Source organism: Allobosea sp. P4_E12 (assembly GCF_056401655.1).
This window is the reverse complement of the sequence record NZ_JBFUIY010000026.1, coordinates 38,598-54,108: the sequence shown is the minus strand read 5'-3', so window position 1 is coordinate 54,108 and position 15,511 is coordinate 38,598. Positions and strand designations below refer to the sequence as shown.

Genomic DNA, 15,511 nt, shown 5'->3' with positions numbered 1-15,511 from the left:
TGCTGTTTTTGCTTCCTTGGTCGCTTTCGCGCCGCGATTGGATCGGGCGCAGCAAAGTCAGCGACGGCCTTTAGAGAACCACACGCATTGATCTGCCTCAAATTCATAATTATGCGATGTATATGAACTGAGGTTATGGCGAGGTCGCATGAATTATCGGCAGGTGGAGGTTTTCAAGGCGATCATGGACTCCGGCTCCATCACGGAGGCGGCGACCATGCTGCGGATCTCGCAGCCGGCGGTCAGCAAGGCGCTGAAACTGCTCGAAGACGAACTCGGGTTGCGGCTCTTCTCGCGAACCACGAAGGGGATCGCTGCAACGGAAGAAGCGCGGGCGCTCTACACGGAAGTCGAGCGCACCTATTTCGGTATGCAGAATCTGGCGCGCTTTGCAGCTAGTCTGCGCGACCGCAAGCAGGGTCGCATCGTGGTCAGCACGATTCCAGCGCTGGGGCTCGCCTGGCTCCCGGCCATGGTTGCGCGGTTTTCCGCAGCCCATCCGGATGTCACCATCTCGCTGCAATCCAGCAATTCCACCGACGCCGCCCGGCTTGTCGGTACTGGCGAGATCGATCTCGGCATCGCCCAGCTGCGAAGCGAGGAATACAATCTGTCGCGCCGCAAGCTGTTCGACCTCGAAGGCGTCATCGCCTTGCCGGAAAGGCATCGATTGACGAGCAGGTCGGAAATCAGGGCGGAAGACCTCGCCGACGAGGCCATTGTCGGGCTCGGATTGGATGACGAATTCCGGCGCCGGCTATCCCAGGCGCTCGATGGCGCGAGCGTGCGATACCGCTCGATGATCGATGCAAGCCTGGGCGTCACGGTTTGCACCCTCGTCGCCGCAGGATGTGGCGTGGGCATCGTCGACAGCGAGGCCGCCCGCACCCAGGCCGGGAAGGGGCTTGTGTTTCGTGCCTTCAGCCCGAGGATACGCGTGCCGATCTATCTGTTCCGCCAGCGCGGTCGCCCCACCAGCAAATTGGTGGAGGCGTTCAGTGCCAGCCTGTTGCCGCCGTCGTCCTTTCGAGGGGACGATGGCGGGGACGAGTGACGGCGTCCTTCACGCTTCGTCGTGCCCGACGATCGGCTGAGCCGGGTTGTGGCTATCCATGGCCGGAAAAGGTTCGCAGTCTAGATTCGATACGGCCGGCGCGGACGCGCGGTGCTGTCGGTATTTGCGATCACGAGCGAGGGGTTGGGCCTAGATGAATCTCAGGCATGTCGAGCTTTTCCGTCACATCATGAAGTTCGGAACGCTGACGCAGGCGGGCGAGATCATGGCGATCTCGCAGCCGGCGGCGAGCAAGATGCTCTTCCAGCTTGAGAGGTCGACGGGGATCACCCTGTTCCAGCGCACCAAGGGACGGCTCAAGCCGACGCGCGACGGCGAACTGTTCTTCGCAGAGGTCCAGCGGACCTGGGAAAGCATCGAGCGGCTGGAGCGGATGTCGAAGGACATCAGCCAGATGCGCTTCGGCCGCCTCAATCTGGGCGTGAAACCGGCACTGGCTGGTACGCTGATGCCGCCGCTGATCGCACATTTCCGCCGCAAGCACGAGAATACGACGATATCGCTGCACTCGCGCAGTTCCGAGCGCGTGATCGAATGGGCCATCGCCGGGCAGATCGATCTCGGGATCACCAATACGTCGACGCCGCACCCGAACGTCGCCTGCCGCGTCATGGCGCGCATACCTGGCGTCTGTATCGTTCCCGAACAGCATCGGCTAGCGGGCCGCAGCGACGTGCGACCTGAGGATCTCGACGGTGAGGACTATGTCTCGATCGGGGCGATCGAGCGTAGCACGATCATCGAGAAGGCCTTTGATGCAGCCGGTGTGCGCTTGCGGATCATGATCGAAGCCCCCATGGCGCATTTGACCTGCGCTCTGGTCGCAAACGGGGCGGGTGTCGCCATCGTCGACGAGATCAATGCGCGGGCCTTTCGCGGCCGCGGCCTCGTCGTGAAGCCCTTTCTGCCGGAGATTTCCTTCCCCGTCTGGCACCTGCGGCCACTCAGCCTGAGCAGCTCCTCCCTTGCCGAGGCCTTGACCCGCGATCTCGAGGACGAATTCGAGCGGCTTGGCTATCGGGCCGAAGCTTAAGCACCGCTTGGAGGCTGCGCCGGTCGAAGGCCGAGTTCATAACCTGAAGGAATGAACTAGCAAAAACATATTCTTTGACGGCCAATTTTTCGGCCCATACGCTCCTTGTCATTGACGTAGATCAAACAGAGCCCGCCCGTTCCATTCGCGCCTAACAACGCTGTGGAGCGAATGAGATCTGCTGTCCCGTTGACTTGGAGAAATATTCGCCGATGCGGATTTTCGTCTTCCTGGCGAGAAGAATGATCTTTGCAGCCTTGCTGATGCTGGGCGTCAGTGCGGCGATCTTCTTTCTGGTCAATTCGATCGGCAACCCCATCGAATTGATGATGGCGGAAACACCCGGCATGACCGGCGAGGTGATCGATCGGATGAAGGCCTATTACGGGCTCGATCATCCGCCGATGACGCGCTACCTGCTCTGGCTGAGCCGGATCGTCCAACTCGATTTCGGCACGAGCATCGTCTACAACCAGCCTGTCGGTTCGCTCATCCTGACCTGGGGTTGGCAGACCCTCAAGATTCAGCTTCCCGCGATCCTGATCGCCCTTGCGATCGCGATCCTGTTCGGAGTCACGGCGGCGCGCCGACAACACTCGCGCTCCGATTTCGCGGTGATGGCCACGGCGCTGCTGGGGCAGTCGCTGCCAGCCTTCTTCCTTGGCATCCTGCTGATCTTCATCTTCTCGTACAGCCTGGACTGGCTGCCGAGCTACGGCGCCTATTCGACCCGCAATCCTCTCTGGGGCAGCCCGACGCTCGATGCGCTCTGGCACATGGTCCTGCCGGTCACGATGTTGACCTTCTTCAACACCGCGACGCTTACGCTCCTGATGCGCTCGAATATGGTCGATGTGCTGAAGAGCGACTTCATCGCGGCGATGCGCGCGAGTGGCATCCCCGAGCGGCGCGTCATCTATGTGCACGCACTGCGCGCCGCCTTCATCCCGATGCTGACCTATCTGGGCCTCCTGATTGGCCTGATGCTGGGCACGGCGCCGGTAACCGAATCCGTCTTCACCTGGCCGGGGCTCGGATATCTCTACATCTCCGCGATCCATCAGCTCGACTATCCCGTCATCATGGGGGCGAGCGCGGTCATCGCCTTCATGCTGATCTGCACCACCCTGCTGACGGACGTCATCTACGTCCTCATCGACCCCCGCATCAGCCTGGAGTGAGCACGTGAGCGATCAGACGATCACGGCTCATCCGCCGTCTTCCGCAAGGCCGGCCCGCCGTCCGGTCAAGGGCATCTGGCGGCAGGGCTGGCAGCGCTTCGCCCGCAGCCGCACCGGCATGCTCGGACTCATCCTGGTCCTGCTAGTCGTCGCGACCGCCGTCATCGGGCCATTCATTGCGCCCTTCGATCCGCAGGACCAGAGCCCGATGATCGACCCCGGTGCAAAGGCGCCGCCGAGCTGGGTCCACCCGCTGGGGACGGACCGCATGGGCTATGATGTCGCCAGCCGTGTGATCTACGGCGCGCCGACGGCACTTGCCGTCGGGCTTGGAGCCATGTCGATCGCCTCGCTGATCGGTGTTCTGGTCGGCGGCGTTGCCGGCTATCGCGGGGGCACCACGGATGAGGTGCTGATGCGCTTCACCGATTTCTTCCTCGTGATTCCGATGTTTGTCGTCATCCTCGCCGTCATTCGCCTGCTCGGCGTGGCGGTCGTCAACACGCCCTTCGAAAGCGTGCCGTATCTCAATCTCGGCGTCATCATCCTGCTGATCGGCGTCTTCTCCTGGGCTCCGATCGCTCGGATGACGCGTGCCGAGTTCCTGCGGCTGAAGAACCAGGAATTCGTCGAGGCTGCGCGCTGCATCGGCGCTACTTCGGGCGATATCCTCTTCCGCCACATTCTTCCGAACGCCTTGCCATCCCTTGTCGTCATCGTGGCGCTCGGCATCGGCGGGGCCGTGCTGGCGGAGGCGATGATCGGTTTCCTCGGTTTCGGCGATCCGGCCGCGGTGAGCTGGGGGCAATTGCTCTACTTCAATTACGAGGCGCTGAAAGTGGCTCCCTGGGCATCGTTGAGCCCGGGTGTCGCCATCTTCATCACGGTGCTCGGCTTCAACCTTCTGGCGGACGGCCTGACCGATGCCTTCAACCCACGGGCGAAGCGCTGAGATGTCGAGCCTCGCCACCGCAAAGCCAGTCGCCGCCATCTCGATCGACGATAGCAGCGTGCTGACGCCGCCTGTCCATGACCTCGTCCGCGTCGAGAACCTGCGGATTCAGTTTCCACCCTGGAATGCGCCCGTTCGCATCGTTGAGGATGTGAGCTTTCAGGTCCGCGCCGGCGAAACGATGGGCATCGTCGGCGAATCCGGCAGCGGCAAGACCCTGTCGAGTCTCGCGATTCTGAACCTTCTGCCGCCTCCCGCACGGATCACCGGCGGCCGCATCATGTTCGATGGCGAGGACCTCGCCGCGAAGTCGCAGGGCGACATGCAGAAACTGCGCGGTCGCAGACTCGCAATGGTCTTCCAGAACCCCGGCTATTCCCTGAACCCGCTGATGACGGTCGGCGCGCAGCTCGGCGAGATCCTGAAGGTTCACGATAAGATGCCGCGCAGCGTGGCTCTGCAGCGGGTGGAGGAGCTGTTTCGCCTCGTCGGCATCACCGACCCGGGCTCGCGCCTGTCGCAGTATCCGCATGAGATGAGCGGCGGCATGAAGCAGCGTGTCTGCATCGCCCGTGCTCTGCTCTGCAACCCGGCGCTCGTGCTCGCGGATGAGCCGACGACGGCGCTCGACGTCACGATCCAGGCCCAGATCCTCGATCTCTTCGAAGACCTGAAGGCGCGGTTCGGCATGTCGATGATCTTCGTCACGCACGACATGGGCGTCGTGGCTCGCATCGCCGATCGCATTACCGTCATGTATGCGGGCCAGGTCTGCGAGACGGGCGACAAGCACGCCATCTTCGCACGGCCCTCGCACCCGTACACGCAGGCCCTTCTGGCGAGTACGCCGCGCATCGACCGGCGCTACGCAGTCGATGGTGAGGGGCGTCGCGAGCGCTTGCCCACGGTCGGGCGCGCCGTCGCTCCCGGACAATCACTCGGTGGCGGTTGCCGCTTCGCCGGGCGCTGTCCCGAAGCCGCGCCGGAATGCTCCCGGCTGGTGCCCCAGGCCGCAGCGATCGAGCCAGGCCGTGTCGTTCATTGCCTGAAGCGCGGCAGCGCCGGAGTGGCCAGCCATGATTGAGCCGATTCCGAATCTCCGCCAAGGCGTCACGCCACGGACCCTGCTGACCGTCGACGGGCTGGTGAAGAGCTACCCGTTGCGCCGCCGAGGCCTCTTCCGCCAGACCGTCACCGGCGAAATCCGCGCCGTCAACGACATCAGCTTCAGCGTGGCGGCCGGCGAGACGCTGAGCATCGTCGGCGAAAGCGGCTGCGGCAAGACGACGGCGGCCCGCGCGATCCTGCACCTCGTCGAACCGACTGCCGGTGCGATCCGCCTCGGCGACACGGATATCCGGGCGACGTTCACTCAGGATCGGCGGCCGGACGTGCTCGCGCTGCGCCGTCAGATGCAATACGTCTTCCAGGATCCCTATCTTTCACTCAATCCGCGCTGGAGCGTCAGGCAGATCCTGACGGAGCCGCTGCGCGTCCATGGTCATGCCCCGAAGGACGACTGGGACGCGACGGTGGAGGGCCTGCTGGAGCGGGTCGGGCTGCCGCCGGACTATGCCGATCGCTATCCCCACGAATTCTCCGGCGGGCAGCGCCAGCGCATCGGGATCGCGCGGGCTCGGGCGGTCGAGCCGAGGCTACTGATCTGCGACGAGCCCGTCTCCTCGCTCGACGTCTCGGTGCGGGCGCAGGTCCTGAATCTGCTGGCCGACCTGCAGGAAGACCTGGGACTCTCCTATCTCTACATCTCCCACGACCTGAGTTCGGTGCGCTTTCTGAGCAACCGCATTGCGGTGATGTATCTCGGCAATCTCGTCGAGATCGGCGAGGTGGACGAGATTTTCGCACGGCCGCGCCATCACTACACGGCCGCCCTGATCTCGGCCATTCCCGTGCCCGATCCGTCAAACCAGACGCAGCGCCAGGCGATCCAGGGCGAAGTTCCCAGCGTCGTCCGGCGACCCTCCGGCTGTGTCTTTCACACCCGGTGCCCCGCCGCTCTGCCTGTCTGTTCCCAACAGATTCCGCCGCTGTCCGCACCGGACGCCACCCACGCCTTCGCTTGCCACAACCCGCGCTGAGTGCGGGGAGAGACCACAGGAAACGCCATGATGAATGTTATCGTCGTCGGAGCCGGAATTGTCGGCAGCTCCATCGCCTACCGCGTCGCCCAGGGCGGTGCGAAAGTCACGGTCCTCGAAGCCTCTCGCGTCGGCGCCGGAACATCCGGGGTGAGCTTCGCCTGGACGAATGCGAACAACAAGACGCCGCGCTCCTATCACGACCTCAACGTCGCAGGTATGCGCGCGCATGCCGCGTTGAAGGATGAGTTCGGCTCGACACCCTGGTTCCATCAGAGCGGTAGCCTGGAGTGGCGCGTCGATCCGGCGGAGATCGCGGCTCAGGCGAAGAAGGTCGAGCGGCTCCGCGAGTGGGGCTATGCGGCGGAGTTCATCGACAAGAAGCGGCTGCAGGAGCTTGAGCCGGAGCTGGCAATCGACGCAGTTTCGGACGAGGCCCAGATCGTATTCTGCCCTGAAGAAGGGTGGGTGGACCCTGTCCAGTACGCCGGAGCCATGCTGCGCGCTGCCCGTCAGCACTATGGAGCGGCGCTGAAGACGGGCGTGAAGGTGACCGGGGTAGAGACCCGCAATGGTCGTGTCGTCGGCGCTCGGGATGATACGGGCGCTGTCCACGCAGCCGACCTCGTAATCAACTGCACAGGACGCTGGTCCAACGATACGGTGAGCGAGACGGCGCCCAATGTCCCGCTCGCTCCGACCGTGGGCTTCCTCGTCTTCACGCCTCCGGTCGGAGTCGATCTGCGCCGGCCCTTCCATGCGCCCGACGTCGATGTCCGCCCGGACGGGGCAGGCCGCCTGATGATCCGCAAGGACTCGCTCGACGACCGTTTCGCCGGGTTGGAAAGCCGCCTGCCGGATTGCGAGGAGGCGAAGATCGCGCTCGCAAGCGCAACCGAACTTCTGCCCGGCTTGGCAGGCGTCGAGGCCGAAGCGGTGCGCACGACCGTCAGACCGATCCCCGCCGATGGGCTCTCCACCGTCGGACCAGCCCGCGGCGTCGACGGCTACTACGTCGTCGTGACCCATAGCGGCGTGACGCTGTCTCCCTTCCTCGGCCAGGCCGTCGCCGACGAGGTCCTGCGGGGCAGGGAGCGTCCGGAACTGGCGCAGTTTCGTCCTTCGCGCTTCCGGGCCTGAGCGCCGGACGCTCTCGGCCTGTTCATTTCGCACCACCAAGAAACAAGGGGAAATCGATGTCCAGGAAATCGACGCGACGCGATGTGCTGAAATGGTCCGGAGCCGGAGCGGCCGCGCTCGCGGCCAGCGGGATTCCGGAGGCGGCGCTGGCCAAGCCGCCGTTCTTCAAGCTCTACCTGATGATCTTCAACAACCTCCAGTCGCGGATGATCTGGACCGATCTGATCGGAAAGCAGTTCGCCCGCCTCGGCATCGATATCGTGTCGAGCTACCAGCCGCCTTCAGTCGTGATCGCCCGGCGCGCCAATGACAGCGGCAAGACGCATGTCGATGGCGGCTGGGATATGTATTCCGAGCGGATTTACTACAGTGGGCTGGTGCCGCTGCCCGAGACGCTGTTCCACAGCAAGAATTTTCCGCCGAACGGGCAGAACTACTACCGTATCGCCGACAAGCAGATCGATGAGGCGATCGAGAAATATTCACGTGCCGTCTCGCCGGCTGACCGCAAGGCGGCGATCACGGCCTTCATGAAGCGCTGGTACGAGATCGAGCCGCTCCATGTCGTCTTCTATCCGGAAGAGGTGATCATCACCAATCCGAAGCTGAAGGGCATGGAATCGACGACCTACAACCCGGTCTTCTATCCGCGCCCGGAGAACTGGACGATCGAGGGCGCAACTGGCGACGTCACGGCCACTTTCGCCTCATGGCAGCCGCCGAGCCAGCTCATCCCGATGTATGGCAGTGGCTACAACGAGGCCAATATCTTTGGCCCCGTCTACAACGCGCTGTTCGAATACGACAGTTGGGCGAACAAGAAGCTCGTCCCGGCGCTGGCGGAGTCGGTGAAGACCTCCGACGACGGCAAGACCTGGGTTTTCACCCTTCGCAAGGGCGTGAAATGGCATAGCGGCGAGGAGTTCACAGCCGAAGATGTCAAGTTCACTTGGGATACGGTGATCGACAAGACCTATGCCAGCGTCTTCCAGTCACCCCTTGAAACCGTCCTGGGCAGCAGGGATGCCTACAAGATAACCGGCACGCATGAGATCACCGTGACCTTGCGGGAGCCGAACGTGATGTTCCGCGATTTCGTCCTGCCGGTCATCGCGATCATGCCGAAACACGCGTATCAGGGCCTCAAGCCCGAGGAACTGCGTGGCCATGTCATCAGCACCTGGCTCGGCACCTTTCCGGTCAAAACCTCCGACGGCAAGACCTTCGAGGCAAAGGGCGGTATCGGCACGGGGCCATGGATTCCGCAGGGGTTCGATCCGGCCCGCAAGGCTTACAAATACATCAAGAACGAGAACTACTGGAAGAAGACCGAAGGCAATGTGAAGACCTTCTATGTGGTCAACATCCAGGGCGCCGACGCTGTTCTCAGCGCGATCAAGGCTGGCTCTATCGATGCGCATGATCCGATGTACGACGTCGGCGGGCTGCTCGAGACGATCGATCCATCATGGGGCACCGTCAATCGCTTCGACTCCTTCAAATGGATGCAGACCTGCCTGAACATGAACCATCCGGTGTTCGGAACCGGGGTCGAAACCCCGCTCGGCAAGCAGGATCCCAGTCGTGCGGCAGAGGCTGCGGCCTATGTCCGCAAGGCGATGAGCCACATGATCCCGCGCGAGCAGATCATCAAGAACGTCGTTGCCGGTTTCGGCAAGCCGGGCACGGTGCCAATTCCCTTCACTTCCGAAGATTATGACCACGATCTGCTCAAGCCGATCGCCTACGACATGAACCTCGCCAAGCAATATATGGAAAAGGCCGGCTACAAATACTGATTTCGATGTCGCCATCAGCGCCGGGCTGTTGGTCCGGCGCTCCGAAAATCTTAAAATTCCCAAGGAATCATACGATGCGTGTCGCAATACTCGGTGCAGGCTCAATAGCCTATGGCAATGCTGCGCTGCTCGCCTCACTCGGCCATGAGCCTGTGCTGTGGTCGCCCTCCGGCAAAACCGGGCAAAGCATCGTAGCGGGCAGGCCACTAGCGGCGACTGGCTCGCTCGACGGTTCGTTCAAGGTCACGATGGCGACCAGCGCGGGTGATGCGATTGCCGGCGCTGACGCCGTCCTGCTGGCCTTGCCGGCCAATGGCCATCGCATGGCGATGGATGCCGCCGCTCCCCACCTTGCCAGCGGTCAGATCGTCATCATCAGCTCGCACACCTCGTTCAGCGGCCTCTATATCGCCAAGAAGATCGCGGAGCGCGGGCTCGATATCCCTGTCGTTGTCTGGGGGACCACTGTGACGGCAGGGCGCCGCACCGGGGACGCGAGTGTGAATGTCTCGACGATCCGTTCCAAGGTCGATATCGCGACCATCCCTGCCTCGGCTGGCGCACGCGGGCTGAAAATCTGTCAGGAGCTGTTCGGCGACCGCTTCGTCGAGCGCTCCGACGCACTGGCGATTTCTCTCTCCAACCTCAATCCGCAAAACCATCTCGGCATCGCGCTATGCAATTTCACGCGCATGGAGCACGGCGAAACCTGGGGCCAGAACGAAAACAACACCGACTCTGTCGGCCGCCTGCTCGAAGCGCTCGATGCCGAACGCCTCGCGATCGCCGAGGCGGCCGGCTACAAGGTGCGCACCATTCGAGAGCACTACAACCTATCCTTCCATGTCGAGCCGGGACCGGTCGGCGAGATGGCCCGCACGCTCGCCGCGCGCGGCAATGGCGGCAATGGCCCCGACAGCATCGACACGCGCTATGTGCTGGAGGATGCGCCCTTCGGCCTGCATCCGACCGTGTTGCTCGGCAAATTGACCGATCGGCCCGCCACGCTGCACCAGGCTGGCATCGACGTCTTCTCGGCCCTCTACGGCCGCGATTTCGCGGCCGAGAACGACCTGCTCAACGATATCGGGCTCGAGACCATGTCACTGTCCGAGCTCAAGACCCTGGTTCGTGACGGCTGGTCCGCGTCGCAGGCGAAGTAGTTCCGGCGCCATCCCAATCGCCCCTCATTCGATCGGAAATACGGTTATGCCTGAGATCATCGTTGTCGGTGCCGGCGTCCTGGGGACGTCGGTGGCTTATCGTCTTGCGCTCGCGGGCGCGAAGGTCACCGTGCTGGAAGCGACCCGCGTCGGCGGCGGCACCTCCGGCATCAGCTTCGCCTGGACGAATTCCAGTAATAAGGCGCCGCGCCCCTATCACGATCTGAATGTCGCGGGCATGCGGGCGCACGCGGCGCTGAAGGACGAGTTCGGTGCGACGCCGTGGTGGCATGCCGGCGGCCGGGTCGAATGGAGGGACGAGGCGGGGCGGGAGGAACACCGCGCCAAGGTGGCTCGCCTGAAGGAATGGGATTATGCGGTTGAATGGATCGATCGCCAGCAGCTGGTTGAGCTTGAGCCCGATATCGATCCTGCCGCGGTGGGCGATGCCCCAATCGCCTGGTATCCGGAGGACGGATGGCTTGATCCTGTCGTCTATTCCCATGCGATGATGAGCGCTGCACGCCGCAAGGGCGCGCAGTTGCATACCCAAACGAAGGTTACCGGGCTGCTTGTGCAGGGCGGCAAGGTCAAGGGTGTGCACACCGAGGCGGGGGACACCCTGATGGCCGATCTCGTGGTCAACTGCACCGGGCGCTGGTCGAACGACACGATTGCCGGAACGGCCCCGAATGTGCCGCTGGCGCCGACTGTCGGATTTCTGGTCTTCACGCCCCCGGTTCCTGCCTCGATCCAGCGCGTCGTGGCCACACCGGTCTGCGATTTTCGTCCGGATGGCGCCGGCAGGCTGATGCTGCACTGGGGACCGGCCGATGCCCTGGTTACGCCCGAGGTCACTAACCGTCCCGGCCTCGACCAGGCGGCCGATCTCGTCGCGCGGCTGACACGGATCCTGCCCGGAATCGCGCCGGTGAAACCGGAAGCGAGCCGCGTCACCCAGCGTCCCATTCCAAAGGACGGCCTCTCAGCTATAGGCCCCGTACCGAACCTCGAAGGCTACTATGTCATGGTCACCCATAGCGGTGCGACGCTTTCGCCTGCGCTCGGAGCGATGGCGGCAGACGAGATCATAAGTGGCAAACCACGCCCCGAACTCGCGCATTTCCGGCCAATCCGGTTCTTTTCCTAGGACTTCGATGGATGGCGGCAGCATGTCAGCAGGCCGGCGGACATGGGTAACGAAGCGCTAAGGATAATGGGCACAATTTTCTTCAATCGGACGCAACAAATGCCGCCAGCGGCATTTAGCCAAGGGTCACACCCGAAAGCACGTCATGTCGAAGTTCGTTGTCGTGGTCGTCGAAGATGAGCCGCTGCTCCGGATGAACGCGGTCGACTTCATCGAAGCCGCCCACGCCGATGAGGCGATCGCCATTTTGAAAGCCCGCAACGACATTGCGGTTTTGTTCACGGATATAGAGATGCCGGTCGGCCATTTCGTGTTGGAGCGTCCGATCGGAATTCCAATCAGGACTCTTCCGTTGGGGCAGAGACGACTAGTTCAAACGCGGGCCGAACCGCTCCCTGAAAGCCGTTGCGTCTTCCGCATCGGGAAAACTGACGCGGATCCGTCGGTGCTCGGGCTGCATGACAATGCGAGCATGATGAGGAATTTTGCGTTCAATCAACCAAAGCCCGATGTCAAACAGGCGTTCGTTTAGCATGAGAGGTTCGAGGGGGAGGTCGATCGACAATGAGCCCGCGGTGCCCAGGAGCCCCATAGCGACGTCTAATTTCTGCATGCCGCCCTCCTACGCCACAGGACGAACTCCCATGAGTTTAGCCCTCTCTGCCGACTTGCTCAATCGAGGCGCTCAAGTTGCCGGGGTGTTCTTGGCCAAGGGCCGAATAAAGTCAGAACCGCCGTCGTCGTCCCGCTAGACCGGGCCTCGCTCGCCAAGTGCAACCTTGGCTGCTTCGACCGCGGCTTGGGCGGCATTGAGGTCCCCGCTTCCGTGCTTGGCGTCCTTCACCACCCGACGAGCATCCCTGAGATCGGCGACAAGGTCATGACGACTGCAGAAATGGTTCATCGCCCATCTGGCCCGTGACCTAGGTGTCGAAGCTATGAAGGTTGTTCATCCGGGCCGGTGCTGAGAGGCGGGGGTTGCGAAGCTCCAACGCCTGCGCCGGAGGTGCCCGGATGAACGTCCATCAGAATGCCCGTTTGACGCCTTGCGGTCGAGCCCTGCTGGCAGAGCGGGTCGAATGGGGCTGGTCGGTCAAGGCGGCGGCACTGGCGGCGGGCGTCTCGGGCCGCACGGCGCATACTTGGCTTCGCCGGCATCGGCAGGGCGGCGAGCGCAGGCGATCAATGGGGCTGGAACGGTAGTCGCTTAAATTCGCAATGACTGATGCGATCCACATGACGCAACTCATATCCGTCATCACTTGCCCGAACGGTGGGCACCAGGCTCCGGGACGCATGCCGACCGACGCTTGCCAGTTGGGACCTCATGTTGGAACGAATGAAGCACTGGGCTCGGCGGCTAAAGCGTGATGTCGTCGCGCTATGGATTGCTGCCCGCGATCTGCGAACACCGTGGTTTGCGAAGGTGGTTGCAGCAGCAGTGGCGGCCTACACCCTGAGCCCGATCGACCTAATTCCTGACTTCATCCCGATACTTGGCTATCTGGACGACCTGCTAATCGTACCGGCCGGTATTGCCCTGGCCGTCCACCTGATCCCATCGGCAATCATGGCCGACTTCCGGAGGCAGGCCGACGAACGTGCGGATCGTCCGCGCAGCGTCGTAGCGGCCGCGGTCATTGTTTTCGTCTGGATGTTGGCCGTGGCGGCGGTCGGCTTGGGGGCTGCACGGCATTTGCGCTAACGGCACCACGCCGGATTGGTGCTCATCGCGTTGGCTTCGCAAGCCCCACCTGTGGTTGACCGAGCACGATCACCACTAACCAGCGCTATAATAATGCGAAATCATTGCGGCTTTTCAAATCCATGCCTAGTTCAATCGATGCGTCGCGGCCGAAACAAGGTTCCGCTGGCCAGCATCCGCTCGCATAACGAGAAACAACGCGGCGGCGGCACAACCCTAAGCAAGTCTGTGTGCGTAGATACACTCTAATTCCTTTATTTATGAACGACTATTCATGGAACAGGCGATCTGGCGAGCCGTTTAGATTTGCGGCGGGGGCCATCAAGGGAGAAGAACCATGATCAAGAATCTTGTTCTGGTCGCCGCGCTCGCCGTCGTTCCGGCGACCGCGTTCTCGCAGTCGAACTCTGGCGCGGCCGGTGGAGCCGCTAGCGGCGCGGCCACAGGTGCGGTCGGCGGCGCGATCGTCGGCGGACCTGCGGGGGCAGCGGTGGGTGCAGTCGGCGGCGCTGCTGCGGGCGCGATTGTCGGCGGAATAGCGGCCGACCAGCGCACCGAATTCCGCACTTATGTGAGGGAACAGAAGGTGCCATCGGTGGCTTATCGCGAGAAGGTGGTGGTCGGCGCAACGCTGCCAGACACGGTCACCTATCGCGAGGTTCCGGCTCGCTACGGCAAGACCGAGTATCGCTACACCGTGGTCAATGACCAGACCGTCCTGGTCGAGCCGAAGACACGCAAGATCGTGCAGATCATCGAATGATCGAATGGAGCCCACCCCCGACAGGGTGGGCTCCATTCGATCGGGTTCACACTGATCAACCAAGGAGACAGCGCCATGTTACGGCCAATCCTGTTCGCCGCTGCTGTCGCGGCTACCGCCGCCTTCAGCGCTCCGGCGCAAGCGCAGGTCCAGTTAGAGTTCGGAATCGACCGGCCGGGCTATGATGGTCCGCGCTATCACGAGCCCCGTGGCTACCGCTTTGCCGGGGAACGGCGTGGCTTCCGAGGCCACGCTGTTCTCGACGATGACGATTGCCGCACTGTCATAAAGCGTCGGGTCAATCGCTATGGCGAGCTTGTCGAGCGCCGGATGCGCATCTGCGACTGACGCCTGGCGACCAAGCAGCGGGAGTATTGGTGCTTACCAAAGCCCGCTGCATGGTCATGAGGAGGAACCGATGCGAAAGTTGCGAAGGTCTGTGCGGAGGGCCATCACGGTCCGATGTCATACATCACAAGACGTGAGCGGCAGCTGATCCACGCAGCACTGCTATCCCGCGAAAAGCCAATCGCACATTCGCTGATCCCAGGGCTGGGTATCTCTTGAAGCACCTCGCCCGTTTCCATGGAAATGAGGGCAGCGGTTGGTCCTCGATCTTCTGTGAGCATCAAGATCAGCGCGTATCGGCCATCCCGGCTGATCGCAGGCACGCCGTAGCTCGACGATGCCTTTGCTGTCCCATTGACGGACCAGATCAGCCTTCCGCTTGGCAATTCACGCAGTTCGGCGCTGGTGCCTGTGTCAGGCGTCCATTGGGAACAGTCCGAGCCGCTGCGATCGCAGTTTCCGCCGAATGCGCGCAAATTCTTCATTACAAGCACGTTGCGGCCGTCGGGACTGAGCGCGAACTCTGTCCGCCAGATCGTGACGCCGACAGGGACGATCTGGGGCCGCTCACCTTGAACCCACAGGACCCATTGATTGGGTGAGAAGGCGATCAGGGCATGGATACGGCCATCGGCGCCCAGAACCGAAGCGATCGCATTGGTTCTGGCATTCCCGCTGAGGCCGGGCACAGCATTCTTCTCGATTGATTGTATGACTTGCCCGGTGCGCGCATTCACGAACGCGATGGTCGGTTGTGGATCAGCATGCTCTGGTTGGTAGTAGGCGCCCCTGGTCCCGAAAGCGGCCACGGCCATTCCAGCTTGCCCCGCCCAGTATAGCTCGTCGAGGGGGCCGGCCGGGCTCAGGAGGTCCGGCAGTTGCCGCGTCGTGCCGTCCACCGAAAAGAGGAAAGGCTTGAGCGGCCCCAGGGCGAAGCCGCCAGGTTTCGAGGTCTCCTGTCTGACACCCAGGACCGAGCGCGCGTCCTCCGACCACGCGAACGGCAGGTCGCCACCGGGAATGAGGCCGGTCACGCGCCCATCGAAGCGCTGGAGAACGGGCTCATCCTCCATAGCAGCGAGCCATAAACCATTGACGCTGTT

The 15,511-nt window shown here is 62.7% G+C and carries 17 protein-coding genes; 15 read left to right on the top strand and 2 right to left on the bottom strand.

The genetic code is table 11. From position 1 onward, the window contains the following. Positions 1 to 148 precede the first annotated feature (148 nt). The 11 genes from AC1DW9_RS26615 (at position 149) to AC1DW9_RS26565 (ending at position 12,124) form a co-directional block, all read left to right on the top strand. Positions 149 to 1,054 (top strand): LysR family transcriptional regulator, encoded by a 906-nt coding sequence (locus AC1DW9_RS26615; protein WP_441508815.1) that lies wholly within the window; start codon positions 149 to 151, stop codon positions 1,052 to 1,054. A 154-nt stretch (positions 1,055 to 1,208) separates the two neighbouring features. Then, the gene (locus tag AC1DW9_RS26610) at positions 1,209 to 2,108 is read left to right on the top strand and encodes a LysR family transcriptional regulator (RefSeq protein WP_441508814.1); all 900 of its coding nucleotides are present in this window, start codon (positions 1,209 to 1,211) and stop codon (positions 2,106 to 2,108) included. 212 nt (positions 2,109 to 2,320) lie between these two features. Then, positions 2,321 to 3,289, top strand: coding sequence for an ABC transporter permease (locus tag AC1DW9_RS26605; protein ID WP_476777277.1), 969 nt, complete (start codon positions 2,321 to 2,323; stop codon positions 3,287 to 3,289). A 4-nt stretch (positions 3,290 to 3,293) separates the two neighbouring features. Continuing rightward, positions 3,294 to 4,241, top strand: a complete 948-nt coding sequence (locus tag AC1DW9_RS26600; RefSeq protein WP_441508812.1) for an ABC transporter permease — start codon at positions 3,294 to 3,296, stop codon at positions 4,239 to 4,241. A 1-nt stretch (position 4,242) separates the two neighbouring features. Next, positions 4,243 to 5,325: an ABC transporter ATP-binding protein gene (locus tag AC1DW9_RS26595; protein WP_476777276.1), complete on the top strand. Its 1,083-nt coding sequence runs from the start codon at positions 4,243 to 4,245 to the stop codon at positions 5,323 to 5,325. After that, positions 5,318 to 6,340, top strand: coding sequence for an ABC transporter ATP-binding protein (locus tag AC1DW9_RS26590; protein ID WP_476777275.1), 1,023 nt, complete (start codon positions 5,318 to 5,320; stop codon positions 6,338 to 6,340). Before AC1DW9_RS26595 ends, AC1DW9_RS26590 begins: the two co-directional genes overlap by 8 nt. Positions 6,341 to 6,367: 27 nt before the next feature. Then, positions 6,368 to 7,480, top strand: coding sequence for an NAD(P)/FAD-dependent oxidoreductase (locus tag AC1DW9_RS26585; RefSeq protein ID WP_476855228.1), 1,113 nt, complete (start codon positions 6,368 to 6,370; stop codon positions 7,478 to 7,480). Between the two features lie 56 nt (positions 7,481 to 7,536). Further along, complete coding sequence (locus AC1DW9_RS26580) at positions 7,537 to 9,279, top strand: ABC transporter substrate-binding protein (RefSeq protein ID WP_441493735.1); 1,743 nt, start codon at positions 7,537 to 7,539, stop codon at positions 9,277 to 9,279. Between the two features lie 74 nt (positions 9,280 to 9,353). Then, entirely contained in the window at positions 9,354 to 10,442 is a 1,089-nt protein-coding gene (locus AC1DW9_RS26575; RefSeq protein ID WP_476777272.1) for an NAD/NADP octopine/nopaline dehydrogenase family protein, read from the top strand. Between the two features lie 46 nt (positions 10,443 to 10,488). Then, positions 10,489 to 11,592: an NAD(P)/FAD-dependent oxidoreductase gene (locus AC1DW9_RS26570; RefSeq protein WP_476777271.1), complete on the top strand. Its 1,104-nt coding sequence runs from the start codon at positions 10,489 to 10,491 to the stop codon at positions 11,590 to 11,592. Positions 11,593 to 11,737: 145 nt separating this feature from the next. Beyond that, a complete protein-coding gene (locus tag AC1DW9_RS26565) occupies positions 11,738 to 12,124 on the top strand; it encodes a response regulator (RefSeq protein WP_476777270.1) in 387 nt (128 codons plus the stop codon). 216 nt (positions 12,125 to 12,340) lie between these two features. Here AC1DW9_RS26565 and AC1DW9_RS26560 read toward each other — a convergent pair whose 3' ends face one another. After that, complete coding sequence (locus AC1DW9_RS26560) at positions 12,341 to 12,496, bottom strand: hypothetical protein (protein ID WP_476777269.1); 156 nt, start codon at positions 12,494 to 12,496, stop codon at positions 12,341 to 12,343. A 110-nt stretch (positions 12,497 to 12,606) separates the two neighbouring features. Here AC1DW9_RS26560 and AC1DW9_RS26555 point away from each other — a divergent pair, with 110 nt between their 5' ends. The 4 genes from AC1DW9_RS26555 (at position 12,607) to AC1DW9_RS26540 (ending at position 14,408) form a co-directional block, all read left to right on the top strand. Next, a complete protein-coding gene (locus AC1DW9_RS26555; protein ID WP_476777268.1) occupies positions 12,607 to 12,795 on the top strand; it encodes a leucine zipper domain-containing protein in 189 nt (62 codons plus the stop codon). Positions 12,796 to 12,931: 136 nt separating this feature from the next. Next, positions 12,932 to 13,297 carry a YkvA family protein gene (locus AC1DW9_RS26550; protein ID WP_476855227.1) on the top strand — a complete coding sequence of 122 codons (366 nt, stop codon included), beginning with the start codon at positions 12,932 to 12,934 and terminating at the stop codon, positions 13,295 to 13,297. A gap of 337 nt (positions 13,298 to 13,634) precedes the next feature. Continuing rightward, positions 13,635 to 14,060 (top strand): DUF1236 domain-containing protein, encoded by a 426-nt coding sequence (locus AC1DW9_RS26545; RefSeq protein WP_476776187.1) that lies wholly within the window; start codon positions 13,635 to 13,637, stop codon positions 14,058 to 14,060. A 75-nt stretch (positions 14,061 to 14,135) separates the two neighbouring features. Beyond that, positions 14,136 to 14,408, top strand: coding sequence for a hypothetical protein (locus AC1DW9_RS26540; protein WP_476855226.1), 273 nt, complete (start codon positions 14,136 to 14,138; stop codon positions 14,406 to 14,408). A gap of 104 nt (positions 14,409 to 14,512) precedes the next feature. On the opposite strand, the gene AC1DW9_RS26535 is transcribed toward AC1DW9_RS26540, so the two are convergent. Then, positions 14,513 to 15,442 carry a hypothetical protein gene (locus tag AC1DW9_RS26535; RefSeq protein WP_476855225.1) on the bottom strand — a complete coding sequence of 310 codons (930 nt, stop codon included), beginning with the start codon at positions 15,440 to 15,442 and terminating at the stop codon, positions 14,513 to 14,515. Positions 15,443 to 15,511 lie beyond the last annotated feature (69 nt).